This window comes from Nostoc sp. MS1 (assembly GCF_019976755.1).
Classification (GTDB): Bacteria; Cyanobacteriota; Cyanobacteriia; order Cyanobacteriales; family Nostocaceae; genus Trichormus.
Genome location: NZ_AP023443.1, coordinates 133,945 through 148,263 on the forward strand (window position 1 = coordinate 133,945; position 14,319 = coordinate 148,263).

Sequence of the window (14,319 nt, forward strand, 5' to 3'; positions counted from 1 at the left end):
GTAGATGGGCGGTATTATCCGCCGCATCCCTCTGTTCAATCTGGGCGTGCAGGTTTTCCCCGCACCCAGCTTTCGATGTTCTTAACTAGAGTCTTTGCCCATGTGGATGTAATCGTGGCAGCTTTGGTGAATAGCTAAAAGGTTTTTGGCTTTCCAGTTATGATGATTTCCATCTTCTGAAAGCATCTTCTAGCCCACAAGTGCAACCTTCTAGCGCTTCACTAACTTGCTCAAGAGAAAAGTTTACGCCAATGGTAACTAATGCCCGTTCGTATTTCTTGTAGATTTCATATTCAACTGAATCTGGTTCCCAAAACCAAAATCTTGTCATACCTGCTAAAAGAATAGTTGGCAGTTTCAATAGATTAGATTGTAGCAAGTACGGGGTTTGGTACATTACTAACAGCGATCGCCGGGGCATGGAGCGTAGCTCATCGCTATCGTCACTGCCACAGTATTTGAATTAGCCTGATGAATGCGGTAAGCTTTTGTGATTAACAAGCCATTTACCAGTTTTATCAGTATTATGAGTCAGGGTGTGTATCCAGACAACTGGAAAGAAATAGCCACAGCATTGAAAGCTGCTTCTAACTGGCGTTGTGCTAAGTGCGGTAGGGTCTGCTTACGTCCAGGGGAAAAACCCGATAACTTAACCTTTTCAGAACGTAAAGCCCTTATCTTACAAGTACATCATTGGAACAGAGATCCGTCTGATAATCGCGTAGAGAACTTGGTTTGTCTGTGTAGTGGCTGTCACTTGTCGTACCACCGTTTTGGGAGAGGCAATATTTCTCCGGGGCAGTTGTCACTGTTTGGAGAGCAGAAAGTTAGTTAAGTGAGTAACTTGATTGATTTCAGTTTTTCAATGTAGTGACTCACCGTTCGCGCAATCGAGGATGAGTTTGGTGAAATAGATGAAATAAGGGAGAGTATCTAAGCAGGAGATCATTGTCGGCATCCCTTGTGCCAGAAAGTTGTGTAGGGTGTAACGGTTTAATGGTAAGTGTGAGAAATGGCACATTTACCCCAACAAATAATCTCAGAACGAATCGACGATATTGTTCTGCTGCTAGAGGTGATGAAAAAAATGGGACTACCAGAAATCCTCAACCAACATCTGCCACGTCACTGGAAACAAGAAGGACTGGATTGGGGATGGGTAGCTTGCATTTGGTTATCATATATCATCTCACAGGGCGACCACCGAAAAGTACGTGTTCGAGAATGGGTAGAACAAAGACGCTACACCATAGAGCAAGTATGCTCAATCAAAATTAGAGAAACAGACTTTACCGATGACCGTTTAGGAATACTGTTGAAGCGATTAAGCAAGCCCGAAACTTGGTCACAAATAGAACGGTTTCTCACGCAAAACACCATCCGAGCCTATGAATTAGGGGTGGAGCAAGTACGTTTAGATGCAACAACAATCAGTGGACACCATTTAATCAGCGAGTCAGGTTTATTCCAATTTGGACACAGCAAGGATGACCCGAACCTGCCACAGGTAAAACTAATGATGGGGATGATTGACCCATTGGGGATGCCCCTTGTCACCCAGGTGGTATCTGGAGAACAAGCAGATGATGGGTTGTACATTCCCGCCTACCAACAAATTGCTGCCACGTTGAACAAAAAAGGGTTGTTGTTTGTTGGTGACTGTAAAATGAGTTCACTATCAACACGCTGCAACATACATATTCAGGGAGATTACTACCTATGCCCATTATCCTTAGTTGGTAAAACTCCAGAACTTCTTGCTGGCTGGATAGATGATGCTGTTGCTGGTAAATTTCCACTTGTGGATATCAAGCGAACCAGTGTTCATCACAACAGTGAAACCAGCCAAGACTTAGATGTCCTTGAAACTACTATCGCCACTGGCTATGAGGTGTGTCGTCATGTCGAGGTGGTTGATGAACAATTGCCATTACTATGCTGGCAAGAAAGGGTGTTTGTGATTCATTCACAGACACTTGCAAAACAACAAATTCAAGGATTAGAGACACGACTTCACAACGCACAGCAGAAGTTGATGGCGTTAACTCCACAAAAAGGTCGCGGTAAACGACAAATCAACGACCTACAGGTTTTATTACAAAAAGCAACACAAATTCTGCGCCTTCATCGAGTCGAAGGCTTACTGAGTTTCGATTATGAGTGCCAGGAAACTGTTGAACAAACCTACATTGGTCGAGGTCGTCCCACATCCCGCCCCAAGCAAATTACACACAAAATTAGGTATCAAATCCAGACCGTTATCCGCAATGAAAGTGCTATTGCCCAAGCTCAAAAAACTTTTGGCTGGAGGGCTTTTGTCAGCAATGCTCCAAAGAGTCACTTATCTCTCGAACAAGGTGTTCTGACTTATAGAGACGAATGGATTGCTGAACGTGGTTTTCATCGCCTTAAGGGTGCGTCACTTTCGATTGCCCCAATGTTTGTGCAACGTGATGACCAAGTTACAGGTCTGATTAATTTACTGAGTCTCGCCCTCCGTTTGCTGACAATCATTGAGTTTGTTGTCAGACGACAACTGACTGTACAGTCAGTCAACTCTCTTGCTGGACTTTATCCCGAACATCCAAACAAACGAACTGCCCAACCTACTGCTGAACGGTTGTTACGTGCTTTTTCTAATATCACTTTGACGATTATTGAAGCCCGTGGTCAGCGTTTTGGTTATGTTCCTCCTTTAAACCCTCTACAGCAGGAAATCATTAGTTTACTTGGGCTTTCACCTGATATTTATAGCAATCTTGTGGATAATTCCTCGTAAGTCAAATTCTATTACGCGAACGGTGAGAAATTTACCTTAATCCTTGAATAATTCTTGTTATTTCTTAAATTTTGTTGATTTAATGATGAAAAACTGAGACTCCGCGCCAGATACAACCCCAACGCCTTTAAATCTCGCGCCACCACTTCCATTGCCGCAATACCGCCGACTTCAATGGATTCCACGAAGTCCTCACGCGAGTTAAACGGGAAATCCCCAGTCTGCCAGAGTCCGAGGCGATTGGCATAGGATAAGTTTGATACTTTGGTGGCTCCGGTAGCAGAGACATAAACTACCCGTGCTAAAGGTAATGCGTTTTGCAAGCGCAGCCCGACTATACCCTGCTGTGATGCGCTCACTAAGCCAAGTGTTCCCTCAACTGCCATTGCGTTGCCCATTGCGTGGCACTCGTCAAAACAGATCGCCCCCTCAAAGTCCTTGCCAGCCCATTCAACGATTTGCTTAAGCCGACTTTTACCATTCTTTTGGGAACGTAAAGTCGAGTAGGTGCAGAACAAGATGCCTTCAGTGAATGGAATGCGATCGCCTAATTTAATGTTACTGAGGTCGATGATGTCTTTCTCATCACCACCCATAGCACACCAATCTCTACGCGCATCCTCAATCAGTGCGGCACTTTTCGATACCCAGATAGCTTTGCGTCGTCCCTGACACCAGTTGTCGAGGATGATTCCCGCGCATTGTCTACCTTTACCCGCACCAGTGCCATCACCTAAGAACCAGCCACGGCGAAATCTAACAGCGTTTTCTTCACTATTTGCGGCTACAGTCACATTATCCCACGAATCGTCCACAATATAAGACCCTGACAGATATTCAGAGTGAGCCTGACCTGCGTAAATTACGCTTTCAAACTGTGCCTCAGATAACAAGCCTTGAGTGATGATGTGCTGAGGTAAATGGGGTTTGTATGTGGGAGATGGGGGAGACACAAGGGCTAATGCTGCACTTTCGCAAAGGAGCGATGGATGGGGTTTTGCGTCTTTAATTCGGATTCACTGTGGGCGATAGGTTTCATAGAGTGTATCTTTTAAGCCCTCAGTAGCAGCCCAATCAATAACCTCATAATCTAGCGGGACTATATCAATAAACTGGGATAATGTTTGAGTAACTGGTGCTGATTGAGATTTTGGCTTAACAGAACTTAAACGAATCGCTTTCGATACGGCTGTTTGAGCAGTTGGAGTAATTCGTTCCCAAACTGGTCGCGGTGCTAGTTGCTCAATCAGCGTGGCGAGTTCGGCTAGTTCAACGGTATCGCTAATACAAGGAATTTCTTGTGGATCAGCCGCCGGAACTTTGTCGATTACCGTCAACCGGGTATCGATGTGTGTCCCGTGTTTGCTGTAGACCTTACCGTTAATGCCAACCGAAAGAACTACAGTTGCTTTCTCCTGCATCTTGATAAAGGTATCTCGCCAAGCTAGATTGTTTGGTGAGAACCAGTTGGCAGATATTGTTACCAAGCGTCCGCGATCGCATAATCTCTGTAACGCCGAGTTGATATGCCGAGGGGCTGCATCTGGATTGCGACTGTTGATTTTGGGTGATGCAGAGAAAGGTGGATTCATCAGCACTACAGATGGCTGAGTTTTGCCAGCTAAGTAATCGTTGATTTGTTCACCGTTCACGGAGAATAGCGGAACGCCAGGGAACAGTCGCCGGAGAATCTTGCTTCTGTCGCTTGAGATTTCGTTGAGCATCAGACTCGCACCCTGAAGTTTGGCGAATTGAGCTAGAATGCCAGTCCCGGCACTTGGCTCTAATGCTAAATCATCAGTTGTGATTTGTCCGGCAAGGGAAACTAAATAAGCCAAAGCCAGAGGTGTAGAGAACTGTTGAAGCTGCAACTGTTCTTCGCTGCGGCGGGTATGCGTGGGGCAGAGTGATTCGAGCAGTTGCAACTTTTCTAGCGGATTAGTGGGCAATCCCAAGTGGCGCAAGTACAATATTGCTGCCACCTCAACAGCCTCGTAAGCGTCCTTCCACAGCCACGCGCCTTCTGCTGCCGTGCCGTGGAACTGGCGATTCATCTGGGATTGAATCGTTTTTGTGGAGATAGCCCGTTGCTCCATGAGTGATTTAGCGAGTTCTTGGGCAACGTTGATTATAGACTGTCCGTAGTCGAGAACTGTTTGCAGGTCAAACAGACTGCCTTGTGTAGCGATAAGGCTGACCATATATATATAGATATGAATACATCACTTTGCTTTGGCGTAGCCGTTTTTCTCTGTGACATCCACAAAAGCGATCGCACCGACTACGCTTCACGGTGCGATCGCTGAAGACTAAGCAGTAAGAGTGCGCGATTTGGTGGACTGACGTTTAGGAGTAGAGGCTCCTTTTCGAGGCGTGGACGATTTTGCTCCCTTGGACTTGCGCTTGGTCGATTGTACTTCTTGACCAATTACTGGTGGTAGCAGTCGTAGGCTAGGAAATGGAACTATAACTGTTGGTGCTGGCGCAGAATGGTGAGAGGATTGCGGTTCTATAGTCCAGGGGTCGGGTATTTCCTCAAACTGTGGTGCAGGTACAGGTGTGGGAGTAGGTTGTGGTGCGATGCCTACGGCGGGCTTCGCCAACGCAGAAATGGGCGATTCAATAATGGGCAGTTGCCATCCGGCTGGGGGTAACGGTACGACCCACAAACCACCAACGAAATCGAAAACCATCAGTGAGACAACTCCCATAACGACTGCTTGAATCATGAGGTTGAGGGTAGCTTGAATATCCATGATTGACTCCGAATGTTTGTAATTTTTCAATGTGGTGAGTTGTTGCAGTTGGGTTTGAAGCGTGTGGTCGCTGCAACTCTCACAGATGCTTCGGCGTAGCCATTTTCATCTAGTTGGCAAAGTGATGATGAGAAAATGCTTCCGTCCGATTTAATAGCAACAGGATTGCGATTATTCGTAAGATTTTCCTACTTGCTTTGGCGTAGCCTCAACCGACAAGCCGAGAGACATTTGGCCCACGCCCTCTGTATTGTGAAACCTGTCGTCCGCCCCAGGCTCCCAAGAAGTCTGCCGCCGCACCTCCACGGAAGGGCAAGCCCAGGGCTAAGACCTATAAAAGTGGCTTGGATTTTCAGAAATAGTTGTGAGGCGATCGCTTTGGGTGTTTCTCTACAGGTCAACTACTGCGATCGCTAACTGCTTAAGAATATTTATAAAGTTAGAGTAAAAAATAACACAAGTACCAATTACGGTTTTTACATCCTAAATAGGAATTGAATGTATACCATATGGGATATAAAAAGATTAATGATAATTAAATGGTATTTATAGTACCCATTTGTACCCTATAAGTATTTTGAGCCTAGCTGAACAACCAACATGCACTGTTTTAAAGCTATTTTCCTTTCATACTTTATCGCTATCTCGCGTTAACGCGATAATACTATTTTAACAGGATATATATTTGTTAGATGACAGAGAGCCTAGCCTGGAGGAAAACATTCTCAGCATTACTAGCTAATCTTTGTGTAGCTACACTACTACCTCGCGTTAACGCGATAATGCTTTAACGCGATATATAATTTTTGATGCTAGGAAGAGGAAGTTTTATTTACAGCAGGAGGGGTAGGTCAAGCTGTATTGTTTTAAAGTTATTTTCCCGTCAGGGGTTGTTAGTACCTCGCGTTAACGCGATAATGCCTGAATGCGAGATATTGTTTTTGATGCTAGGAAAAGGAAGTTTTATACAGGTGGGTATAGATTAAATTGTATTGTTTTAAAGCTATTTCTCCTTCATCTTCTATCGCTATCTCGCGTTAACGCGATAATGCTACTTTACCAGGACATATATTTTTTGAATGACAGAAAGCCTAGCCTGGAAAAAGCATTTTCAACATTACTATCTAATCTCTGTGTAGCTACACTACTACCTCGCGTTAACGCGATAATACTTGAATGCGAGATATGGTTTTTGATGCTAGGGAGATGAGGTTTGACCTATAGGTGGGGTAGATCAGCCTGTATTGTTTTAAAGCTATTTTCCTTCATAGATTATTACTATCTCGCGTTAACGCGATAATACTTTAACGCGAGATACGCTCTTAAGCGGTAGAGAGTGTTGTGTGTAAAGGAGGCATTTCCAGAACAACTAATTAGAATTTAGATAGCTATCTTGCTATCTCGCGTTAACGCGATAATGCTTTAACGCGAGATTTTGCCCTCTAATGCTGAAGTTTTAGAAAGAGCAGTAGAAAGGATCTGTGCAATTTGGTATTCAAATTGAGCAAGGGCTACCGGATCACCATTAGGTGGACGCTCTAACTTAAGAGATTGTGATGCTTCTGCTAAAATTTCTTTTTCAGCGTGTCTAAGTATGGTCATACACGCTCTTAAAACATGACTTAGCTTTAAAGGTGTTTCTAGTTGTTCAGCAAGGCGATCAACAAATCGCTCTATTTCTCTCTCCTCTGATTTAGTCAAGAGAACTCGTTTTTCCCGACTAAGTTTTTCAGATGTTATTACGGGCGATAAAGATATCGGTTGCTCAGGTATAGCACGAACTGTTTCAACTATGGGTACATCCTCCACAAATTCAGTAGAGTTTTTACCTAAAGCTGAGTCTGTTTGCTCTAAAGTCGAACCTTTAAGAACAGAGCGTACCAATGCTTCGTCTACTGGACGATAGGGTTTGTCATCCTGTGGGACACGTTTAGCCATTATTAATTACTCTGCTCCTCACTTTACTGAAACTGTAGACGTTGTGACTGACTGTTGAGTTGTAATTGACTTTTCAATCTCACTAATTCGAGCTTCTATTTCTTTAGATAGCTTGAGATATTCCTTTGTTACTTTATGATTTGGCGCAGTTTCAAAAAGAGTCTTCCCCAACTTTTGCGCCTGGGGAACAACTATGGAACGACTAATAGTTGTTTTAAACTTCAAAGACCTATCCCCATCAAAGAAAAGTTGTTCAACGTACTCGCTTAAAGAATTGGCTAATATAGTCCGGCTATCTACACAACAAAGAATTACACCTAATAAGCGTAAGTTCGGGTTTCCATGACGTTGCGCCCCTTGAATATCTGTTAACGCATCATTCAACCCAGCGATCGCAAACGGGTCAGGGGTAGCCGAGAGAATAAACCACTCGGCTGATTTGTAAGCGGCAATTGTTGGTGTAGTTGCATTAGGTGCTGTATCAAGAAAAATATAATCATACATTCCCGTAAGAGAACGCAAAGGATTAATCAGTACATCTTGTGTAATAAAAAATTTGTCTTTAGCTGCTAGTGCTTGATCTATTTTTTCTAGATTTCGACGGGCAGCAATCAAATGAATATTCTCTGGTAAATCTACCCCATCTTCAGGAGTGATAATCACATCTTTAGGATCTTCCTCACCAATTAGCACTTCAAAAGTCCCTAAAAAGCTTTCGCTTGGGACTCCTAAATGGCGGGTTGCTCCTTGATTCATGTCCAAATCAAAAATTAGGCATCGTTTACCCCTTTTACCCAAAGCAGCTGCAATATGTACTGCGTTACTGGTTTTGGCAACACCACCTTTTTGATTGCCTACTGCAATTATCCTTGTTTTGCGTGTTTTCACTTCATTGCTCATCTTATGCCTTCATTTTTCAATACTATTTACACTGCCTTTATACTCAACAATTAGCTAGATTACCATCTAGCGTTCTAGTAAAGTCGCGTTATAGCGATTACTCTTACTTTGAGTAACCTTCTTTGCCGAAGGTTAAGCAGTGCTTGCATTATAGTAAAGTCGCGTTATCAACAACTAGCGTTCTAGTAAAGTCGCGTTATAGCGATTACTTTTTTAATATCCTCAAAACCTTCAAAGGACAATAATCACCTAAGCCTGGGATGCCTTCTATCTTTGCATCTATTAAAACATAGTGTTATTCTAAAACTGTCAAGCAGAATAGCTATAAAAATATGAGCAATAAAGAAACTATTAATGTCCGGGTTCAACAAGGTACACGCCTTTGGTGGCGACAAGAAGCGGCTAAAAATGACTTTATATATGGTAACGATGGTGCAACAGGAGAGTTCTTAGATGCGATCGCTCAAGGTGAGTATATCATTATAACTAAGCAAGTATGGGAGCAGTTATTTTCTAAAACTGCTTGACCATTCTAGAGAGATCCCGATAATTAAAAGATATTGAGCGTAACAAATATATATACAAGATTCAGTGGAGGGCACTTGGTAAATCAAAGTGTGATCGCTTACTAATGAAAAATAGATAGTAATAACGCTTTAGAAACCCAAAAGTAAGAAAATCTAGCTCTAATCTCTAACAATAGTTGTTACAACGTTTGCTATAGCAATGTTTTTGACAGGCAGTGTTGTGCATCTCTATTGCTCGTTCGTAGTTCACTGCTCTTTCTTTCTTGATTTTGTATTTTTTCATGCTTACATTAGTCGTGCAAGAGGTCTAATGATATATTCTTCAATAATAAATTACGTAAGTATTTGTGATGAACTTTTGTATCAATCCTCATTGCCCAAGCCCAACAAACGAGCTTGACAAAGATTTTTGTATCTCATGCGGGTCAGAATTATTATTGAAAGGACGTTATCGGGTATTGAGACTATTGGGTGGAGGAGGCTTTGGTAATACTTTTGAAGTTAGTGATAATCACAACAATTCTACCAAAGTCATGAAAGTTCTGAAATTAAATCAACAAAAACATATTGAATTGTTTCAACAAGAAGCACGAGTTCTTGCATACTTAAATCATCCTGGTATTCCTAAAGTTGAAGAAGATGGCTATTTTATATATTTACCTCGAAATAGCCAAGAGCCTATTTATTGTTTAGTCATGGAAAAGATAATTGGCATTGACTTGGAAAAATGGATGAGTAATCGAGGTATGTCACCCATTGACCAGAAATTAGCAATCAAATGGTTGCATGAACTTACAGAAATTCTACATCAGGTACATCAGCAAAATTTCTTTCATCGAGATATTAAGCCTGCTAACATAATGCTTAAAGCTGATGGTAATTTGGCTTTGATTGATTTTGGCACTGTCAGACAATTAACTGAAACTTATGAAGTTAAGATAGCTGCAGGACGAGAAGTTACAGGCATTGTTTCCGCAGGATATACACCTAACGAACAAATAAATGGTCATGCAGAACCAAGCTCAGATTTTTTTGCATTAGGACGTACATTTGTATATTTACTTACTGGTAAACATCCGCTCGACCCAGCAATTTATAACGCTCAAAACCAAGAATTAAACTGGAACAAGTATGCCACGCATATATCACCGTTACTGGTTGACTTGGTTTCAGTAATGATGGCACATCACTCTAGCCAACGACCAGAAAATACACAAAAAATTTTGGAACAGTTAGCTGAAATTGAGCAAATTCTAAATTCAGGAGGACGGTATACGCCTAAACTGAGGCGATTTAAACCTGGAATGCAATTTCCAAAAACACAAAGAAAGTTTTTAGTATGGTGGGTGTTAGCAAATATTGCAGGCGCACTAATTAGTTTATACTTCGCCCAAGCACTTTATGTTATATGTCCAACTATAGCACCCCGTGAGATGATTGGACGAATTATAATAAGTCCTTTCTTTACTATGCTCTTTGGTGCAATGCAATGGTTGGTTCTACGGAAGTGGTTTTATCGAACTAATTGGTGGGTTGTCGCTACTGCGTTCGATACAGTTATTAGTTACTACATATTATTTTTCATTTATCTAAAATTAATATCCAATTCTGAAGGCTGTTTTCCTGTTATTGGAGTACCGTTTATGGGAATAGCACAGTCGTTGGTTCTGCGACGATTTGTACCCCAAGCTGCTTGGTGGATTCTAGTAATTCCTTTATGCTCAATTATAAGTGGTTCAACCAGTGGCTTTTTTTCAAATTTACTAGCATTGACGAGCAGTCATCACCCTGTGCTTGTAAATTATTACCCTTTATTGGGAACTTTCACAAATATAGTTCGCTTCTCTATCTTTGGGTTATTAACAGGAGGTTTATTAATTTGGCTATTACGCTTCAATAGACAAATTCCTAGTTAACTAAACTGATTTTTGACTGGTTTGTACTTTTAAAATATTAAACCTGCCTTGCAAAGAGGTATTAGGGATTAGGAAAAAATATTTTCGTTCTCCCGTTGTCAATTGTATTCATGGAGTCTCTGGCACAAATGAGATTATATTAATTTTCAATATTCGTGCAAGAGGTCTATTATTAGAGGCAACAACCTCGACCGAGCAAGGAAGTTTCTCATCATTGGCTGCTAGAAGCCTCATAAATAAAGCTTTTTAGCTCAGTAATCAAATTTTTCTTAATTGGCTTTCTTACTTGCACCGACTTCAATAAGTAGTCAACTGGCTTTTCATGACAAGACATAGATTTAATTCTATGTAAAATCTTATGGCATTTACCTTGACGCTCACCTTGCCGATACCATTACTCGTGCATCAGTCGGCCAGAACAATTTCCCTTGACCCAAACATTGTTGTTCTCGTAAAACTCCCCACGCTGCTCTAATGCAAAGCCACCAAGCAGCAGCCCCAGCCACACCTCTACCATCGGCATCTTCAACTTGCGTTGCAGCTTCGGCAGGGCAATCTCATCTTTGACTTGCACAAGATACTGAGCGATCGCACTCCGCCACTTATCAACATCCTCATCCCCTGCAAGACGATGCACGTCCTCTACAGTCTGAATCTCCAGCATCGCCAGCACATTCTCTTTCTCCACAGGTGCGGCTACTGAATCATCTCTAGTAATAGGATGAGTGAACTGATGCGGCCCATGCGGTCTAAAGCTCTGCGGTGGCGGTTCTTCGATTAAGTCATCCAAGTCAAGCTGCATGGTTGTTCTCACCAAACCAGCAAAGATATCTGTGCTGATGACTGGCCCATCTGTATCAGTCTGAGCGCGGACATCTTCTAACAACAACTGGGCGCGGATTTTGAGAATATCCGCGATTTGGGAGAAGGCTGTGGCGGCTGTTACTAATTGTGCCTCTACTGATAAATCCTCTAGCTCCGTATCTAAACATTTCCACACCGCAGCTAGTGAAGAGGTGGGTGGCGCTTCGGATATCTCATCAAGAATGTCCCAGATTGTCAGCTGACGATAAATGGTCATGGCTCAGGGTGCAATAGGCAGGGTCGTACTGGGCAGTGTGTCGGTGCAATCTCGAACATCTCCTTATACTGATATAGTGTCACATTATATTCCTTAGCAAACGCCTGTAACACCTTGTCGGTGTAAGCTCGAATCTTACCAGCCGTCAGTCCAAAGCAGTGAATCGGCTCCAGGCGGCAGACAGGCTTTTGACCTAGCCATAGCTCTGCGCCCAAGGCGTGCAAGGGTTTATCGCCAGGGTCTTTATATAAGTACAGCACAGCAAAATATGTTTCTGGTAGTGCAACTGCGATCGCTTCAATTTGTGCCGAATCATCTTTAGTTCGATTCCGGTAGAACGAACGGCGATTGTGACAGACCTTTGGATTCCAGCAGCGATCGCCTTCTGGCCCATGCAGCACTTTTGCTTTTGAGGTTGGTAGCTTCGCACATAGTTGGCATTTGGGGTCTAACGGCTTGGGCATCTGTGGTTTTCTCCCTTGCCTTTAGTTACTCAATATACCAACCAAAATTTCTATTAATTCTGGTAATTCTTCTGGTACTCGATATAACTTCAAATCTTCTGTTATCTGTTTTTCTTGACGATTATATCTAGCAAAACGCCAATCTTCACCAGTGGTTACTGCTCCATAAAGAATCGGTTTATCCAAATCTATCCACTCAGATAAAGCTATCAATTCTACTGCTAATTGTGTAAATCCTCTGCTTAAATCCGCCTGTTTTGCTTCAATCACTAACAAGCCTTTACCTTTATCAATGTAATAATCTAGGTTGCCCTTTAATTGATCACTCACATTAATTGCATACTCAATACTCAACTGGGTTTGTGCTATTTCACATACTTCCAATAATATTGGTGCAATAATTGCTTGTTTACGCGCATCTTCACTGAGTAGCTTGACTCGTCTAAGATTGCGTTCAATTAGCTGCTGCAATTGCTGGGTCTGCTTATCTAAAGATTCTGTTTTTGGTAATTGCAAACGCTCACGTCCATAACTACAACCCAATTCAGCCAGTATATCTTCTGGAGAAAATGGCAAGTCAAAATACTTACTGAATGTATAACTCTGTCCTGGTTGAATGATTCTTGGACGACTCATAATTTCAAGGATAACAAGTTAGTTGCTCTTTCATTTTTGCTTACGACTCCTTTTCTGGCTCCTCCCCTATTGCACGATAATAAGCAGCGATCGCCGCCTCTTGCTCACTACGCAAAGTATAACGCCGGAACGCCTTCTCGCTTTGATGCCCGGTCAATTTCCGCGCATGGCTGGGGTCAACGCCCAACAGCAATAAGTCTGTGGCGTATGTATGACGGAACTGGTGGGGGTGTAAATCTTCAATGCCAGCTAGTTCACCAATTTTTTCTACCGCAAAATAAATGCCATGATAGCTCAAGCGATCGCCTTTGTATGAAGCATGGTGTGAAATCATCAACGGAGTGAGGCTATTGAGTTCTTTACCCTGTTCGCTGCGCGATCGCAAATATTCTTCCAGGACTTCACGGCTTTCTTTTCGCAATGGTACTAATCGTGGTTCATTCGTTTTAGTATCAGGCAAGAACAGCAGCTTGCCATCAAAAGAACCAACATTTAGCTGTACAATTTCTCCGGCGCGGAGTCCGTGACTAAGTATGTGGACAAGTGCTGTATCGCGCCCTTTTGTCTCTCCCAACAATTCTAAAGCTGACCACACTCGCTCCATCTGTTCATCAGTTAAACTTTGGGCTGGTGGCAGTGGTACTTTTTCTAGCTTTATCCCCAGTACGGGATTAGTAGCGATTATATCTGGATACGTGTAGCACATCCAGTTAAAAAAGCTTTTAAGTGAGGCAACCCCAGCATTGATACTTGCTTTTGACAAAGGTTTTCCTGCATCAGTTTTTACTTCATCGCGCAGATATTCCTTGTACAGTCCCAGATGGCGTGGGCGTAGTTCGTGATAATGCAGTTGCGTCCATCCCAAGAATCTTTTTAGTTCGCGTTCGTACAATTTGCGACTGTTTGGTGCAAGATTTGTGCTGCGAAGAAATTCTAATACCTTGATCCAGCGTATATCTGTGGGGGAAGCTATTTTTATTGCCCTGCTTCTAGATTGTCCGTGTAGGGTTGATGGTGCTTGATCCTGAATGTGGATCAACTTGATTGGCGGTAGGTTGTCAAGCTGAGTATTGTTGATCATAAACAGCGATCGCCCTTTGTTGCACTGTGGAACTAATACCCAAGCATTGTAAGTGAGTAAAGGTAAAATCTGTTTACCTCATCGCCAAAATGCTGATAAATCTTGATGTTCACCCGAACTGTTAGAAATATTTACAAAGTTTGGTTAAGTGAACTGTCCATATTAAGCCGCCTTAATCGGACAGTTATAATACCCCAACTACCTTCTAAGATGCTGTTTGCTCACAATATTTAACTTCTCA

Annotated in this window: 15 protein-coding genes; 5 read left to right on the top strand and 10 right to left on the bottom strand. The window is 42.5% G+C overall.

The genetic code is table 11. The features are described 5' to 3' along the window. Positions 1–157 precede the first annotated feature (157 nt). Entirely contained in the window at positions 158–361 is a 204-nt protein-coding gene (locus NSMS1_RS32950) for a hypothetical protein (protein WP_224095970.1), read from the bottom strand. A gap of 165 nt (positions 362–526) precedes the next feature. Between NSMS1_RS32950 and NSMS1_RS32955 the strand changes: the two genes are divergently transcribed. Continuing rightward, on the top strand, positions 527–835 hold the full coding sequence (locus NSMS1_RS32955; protein WP_224095955.1) for an HNH endonuclease: 309 nt from the start codon (positions 527–529) through the stop codon (positions 833–835). Positions 836–1,012: 177 nt separating this feature from the next. Next, complete coding sequence (locus tag NSMS1_RS32960) at positions 1,013–2,779, top strand: transposase (RefSeq protein WP_224087546.1); 1,767 nt, start codon at positions 1,013–1,015, stop codon at positions 2,777–2,779. A gap of 11 nt (positions 2,780–2,790) precedes the next feature. On the opposite strand, the gene NSMS1_RS32965 is transcribed toward NSMS1_RS32960, so the two are convergent. The 3 genes from NSMS1_RS32965 to NSMS1_RS32975 form a co-directional block, all read right to left on the bottom strand. Beyond that, positions 2,791–3,732, bottom strand: coding sequence for a strawberry notch family protein (locus tag NSMS1_RS32965; RefSeq protein WP_263432612.1), 942 nt, complete (start codon positions 3,730–3,732; stop codon positions 2,791–2,793). A gap of 63 nt (positions 3,733–3,795) precedes the next feature. Beyond that, the gene (locus NSMS1_RS32970; RefSeq protein WP_224095943.1) at positions 3,796–4,980 is read right to left on the bottom strand and encodes a hypothetical protein; all 1,185 of its coding nucleotides are present in this window, start codon (positions 4,978–4,980) and stop codon (positions 3,796–3,798) included. Positions 4,981–5,088: 108 nt separating this feature from the next. After that, positions 5,089–5,535, bottom strand: coding sequence for a hypothetical protein (locus tag NSMS1_RS32975; protein WP_224095944.1), 447 nt, complete (start codon positions 5,533–5,535; stop codon positions 5,089–5,091). 135 nt (positions 5,536–5,670) lie between these two features. On the opposite strand from NSMS1_RS32975, the gene NSMS1_RS32980 reads away from it, so the two are divergent. Continuing rightward, the gene (locus tag NSMS1_RS32980) at positions 5,671–5,952 is read left to right on the top strand and encodes a hypothetical protein (protein ID WP_224095945.1); all 282 of its coding nucleotides are present in this window, start codon (positions 5,671–5,673) and stop codon (positions 5,950–5,952) included. Between the two features lie 1,005 nt (positions 5,953–6,957). On the opposite strand, the gene NSMS1_RS32985 is transcribed toward NSMS1_RS32980, so the two are convergent. Both NSMS1_RS32985 and NSMS1_RS32990 read right to left on the bottom strand, forming a co-directional pair. Then, positions 6,958–7,473: a hypothetical protein gene (locus tag NSMS1_RS32985; RefSeq protein WP_224095946.1), complete on the bottom strand. Its 516-nt coding sequence runs from the start codon at positions 7,471–7,473 to the stop codon at positions 6,958–6,960. A gap of 18 nt (positions 7,474–7,491) precedes the next feature. Then, positions 7,492–8,373: a ParA family protein gene (locus NSMS1_RS32990; protein WP_224095947.1), complete on the bottom strand. Its 882-nt coding sequence runs from the start codon at positions 8,371–8,373 to the stop codon at positions 7,492–7,494. A 332-nt stretch (positions 8,374–8,705) separates the two neighbouring features. Between NSMS1_RS32990 and NSMS1_RS32995 the strand changes: the two genes are divergently transcribed. Then, positions 8,706–8,900, top strand: coding sequence for a hypothetical protein (locus tag NSMS1_RS32995; protein ID WP_224095948.1), 195 nt, complete (start codon positions 8,706–8,708; stop codon positions 8,898–8,900). 350 nt (positions 8,901–9,250) lie between these two features. Then, positions 9,251–10,816: a protein kinase domain-containing protein gene (locus tag NSMS1_RS33000; RefSeq protein ID WP_411908709.1), complete on the top strand. Its 1,566-nt coding sequence runs from the start codon at positions 9,251–9,253 to the stop codon at positions 10,814–10,816. 394 nt (positions 10,817–11,210) lie between these two features. On the opposite strand, the gene NSMS1_RS33005 is transcribed toward NSMS1_RS33000, so the two are convergent. The 4 genes from NSMS1_RS33005 to NSMS1_RS33020 are packed head-to-tail and all read right to left on the bottom strand — an operon-like array spanning position 11,211 to position 14,078. Further along, positions 11,211–11,897, bottom strand: coding sequence for a hypothetical protein (locus NSMS1_RS33005; RefSeq protein WP_224095950.1), 687 nt, complete (start codon positions 11,895–11,897; stop codon positions 11,211–11,213). Then, on the bottom strand, positions 11,894–12,361 hold the full coding sequence (locus tag NSMS1_RS33010) for a hypothetical protein (RefSeq protein WP_224095951.1): 468 nt from the start codon (positions 12,359–12,361) through the stop codon (positions 11,894–11,896). Before NSMS1_RS33010 ends, NSMS1_RS33005 begins: the two co-directional genes overlap by 4 nt. 21 nt (positions 12,362–12,382) lie before the next feature. Continuing rightward, positions 12,383–12,997, bottom strand: a complete 615-nt coding sequence (locus NSMS1_RS33015; protein WP_224095544.1) for a hypothetical protein — start codon at positions 12,995–12,997, stop codon at positions 12,383–12,385. Between the two features lie 40 nt (positions 12,998–13,037). Further along, positions 13,038–14,078 carry a tyrosine-type recombinase/integrase gene (locus NSMS1_RS33020; RefSeq protein WP_224095952.1) on the bottom strand — a complete coding sequence of 347 codons (1,041 nt, stop codon included), beginning with the start codon at positions 14,076–14,078 and terminating at the stop codon, positions 13,038–13,040. Between the last annotated feature and the right edge of the window lie 241 nt (positions 14,079–14,319).

Bases quoted from the DNA above. Each gene is read 5' to 3' on its own strand.
- NSMS1_RS32955 (WP_224095955.1), top strand. From the start codon at position 527: ATGAGTCAGGGTGTGTATCCAGACAACTGGAAAGAAATAGCCACAGCA.
- NSMS1_RS32980 (WP_224095945.1), top strand. From the start codon at position 5,671: ATGCTTCCGTCCGATTTAATAGCAACAGGATTGCGATTATTCGTAAGA.
- NSMS1_RS33020 (WP_224095952.1), bottom strand. From the start codon at position 14,078: ATGATCAACAATACTCAGCTTGACAACCTACCGCCAATCAAGTTGATC.
- NSMS1_RS32990 (WP_224095947.1), bottom strand. From the start codon at position 8,373: ATGAGCAATGAAGTGAAAACACGCAAAACAAGGATAATTGCAGTAGGC.
- NSMS1_RS32960 (WP_224087546.1), top strand. From the start codon at position 1,013: ATGGCACATTTACCCCAACAAATAATCTCAGAACGAATCGACGATATT.
- NSMS1_RS33005 (WP_224095950.1), bottom strand. From the start codon at position 11,897: ATGACCATTTATCGTCAGCTGACAATCTGGGACATTCTTGATGAGATA.
- NSMS1_RS33010 (WP_224095951.1), bottom strand. From the start codon at position 12,361: ATGCCCAAGCCGTTAGACCCCAAATGCCAACTATGTGCGAAGCTACCA.
- NSMS1_RS32995 (WP_224095948.1), top strand. From the start codon at position 8,706: ATGAGCAATAAAGAAACTATTAATGTCCGGGTTCAACAAGGTACACGC.
- NSMS1_RS33015 (WP_224095544.1), bottom strand. From the start codon at position 12,997: ATGAGTCGTCCAAGAATCATTCAACCAGGACAGAGTTATACATTCAGT.
- NSMS1_RS32975 (WP_224095944.1), bottom strand. From the start codon at position 5,535: ATGGATATTCAAGCTACCCTCAACCTCATGATTCAAGCAGTCGTTATG.
- NSMS1_RS33000 (WP_411908709.1), top strand. From the start codon at position 9,251: ATGAACTTTTGTATCAATCCTCATTGCCCAAGCCCAACAAACGAGCTT.
- NSMS1_RS32985 (WP_224095946.1), bottom strand. From the start codon at position 7,473: ATGGCTAAACGTGTCCCACAGGATGACAAACCCTATCGTCCAGTAGAC.
- NSMS1_RS32970 (WP_224095943.1), bottom strand. From the start codon at position 4,980: ATGGTCAGCCTTATCGCTACACAAGGCAGTCTGTTTGACCTGCAAACA.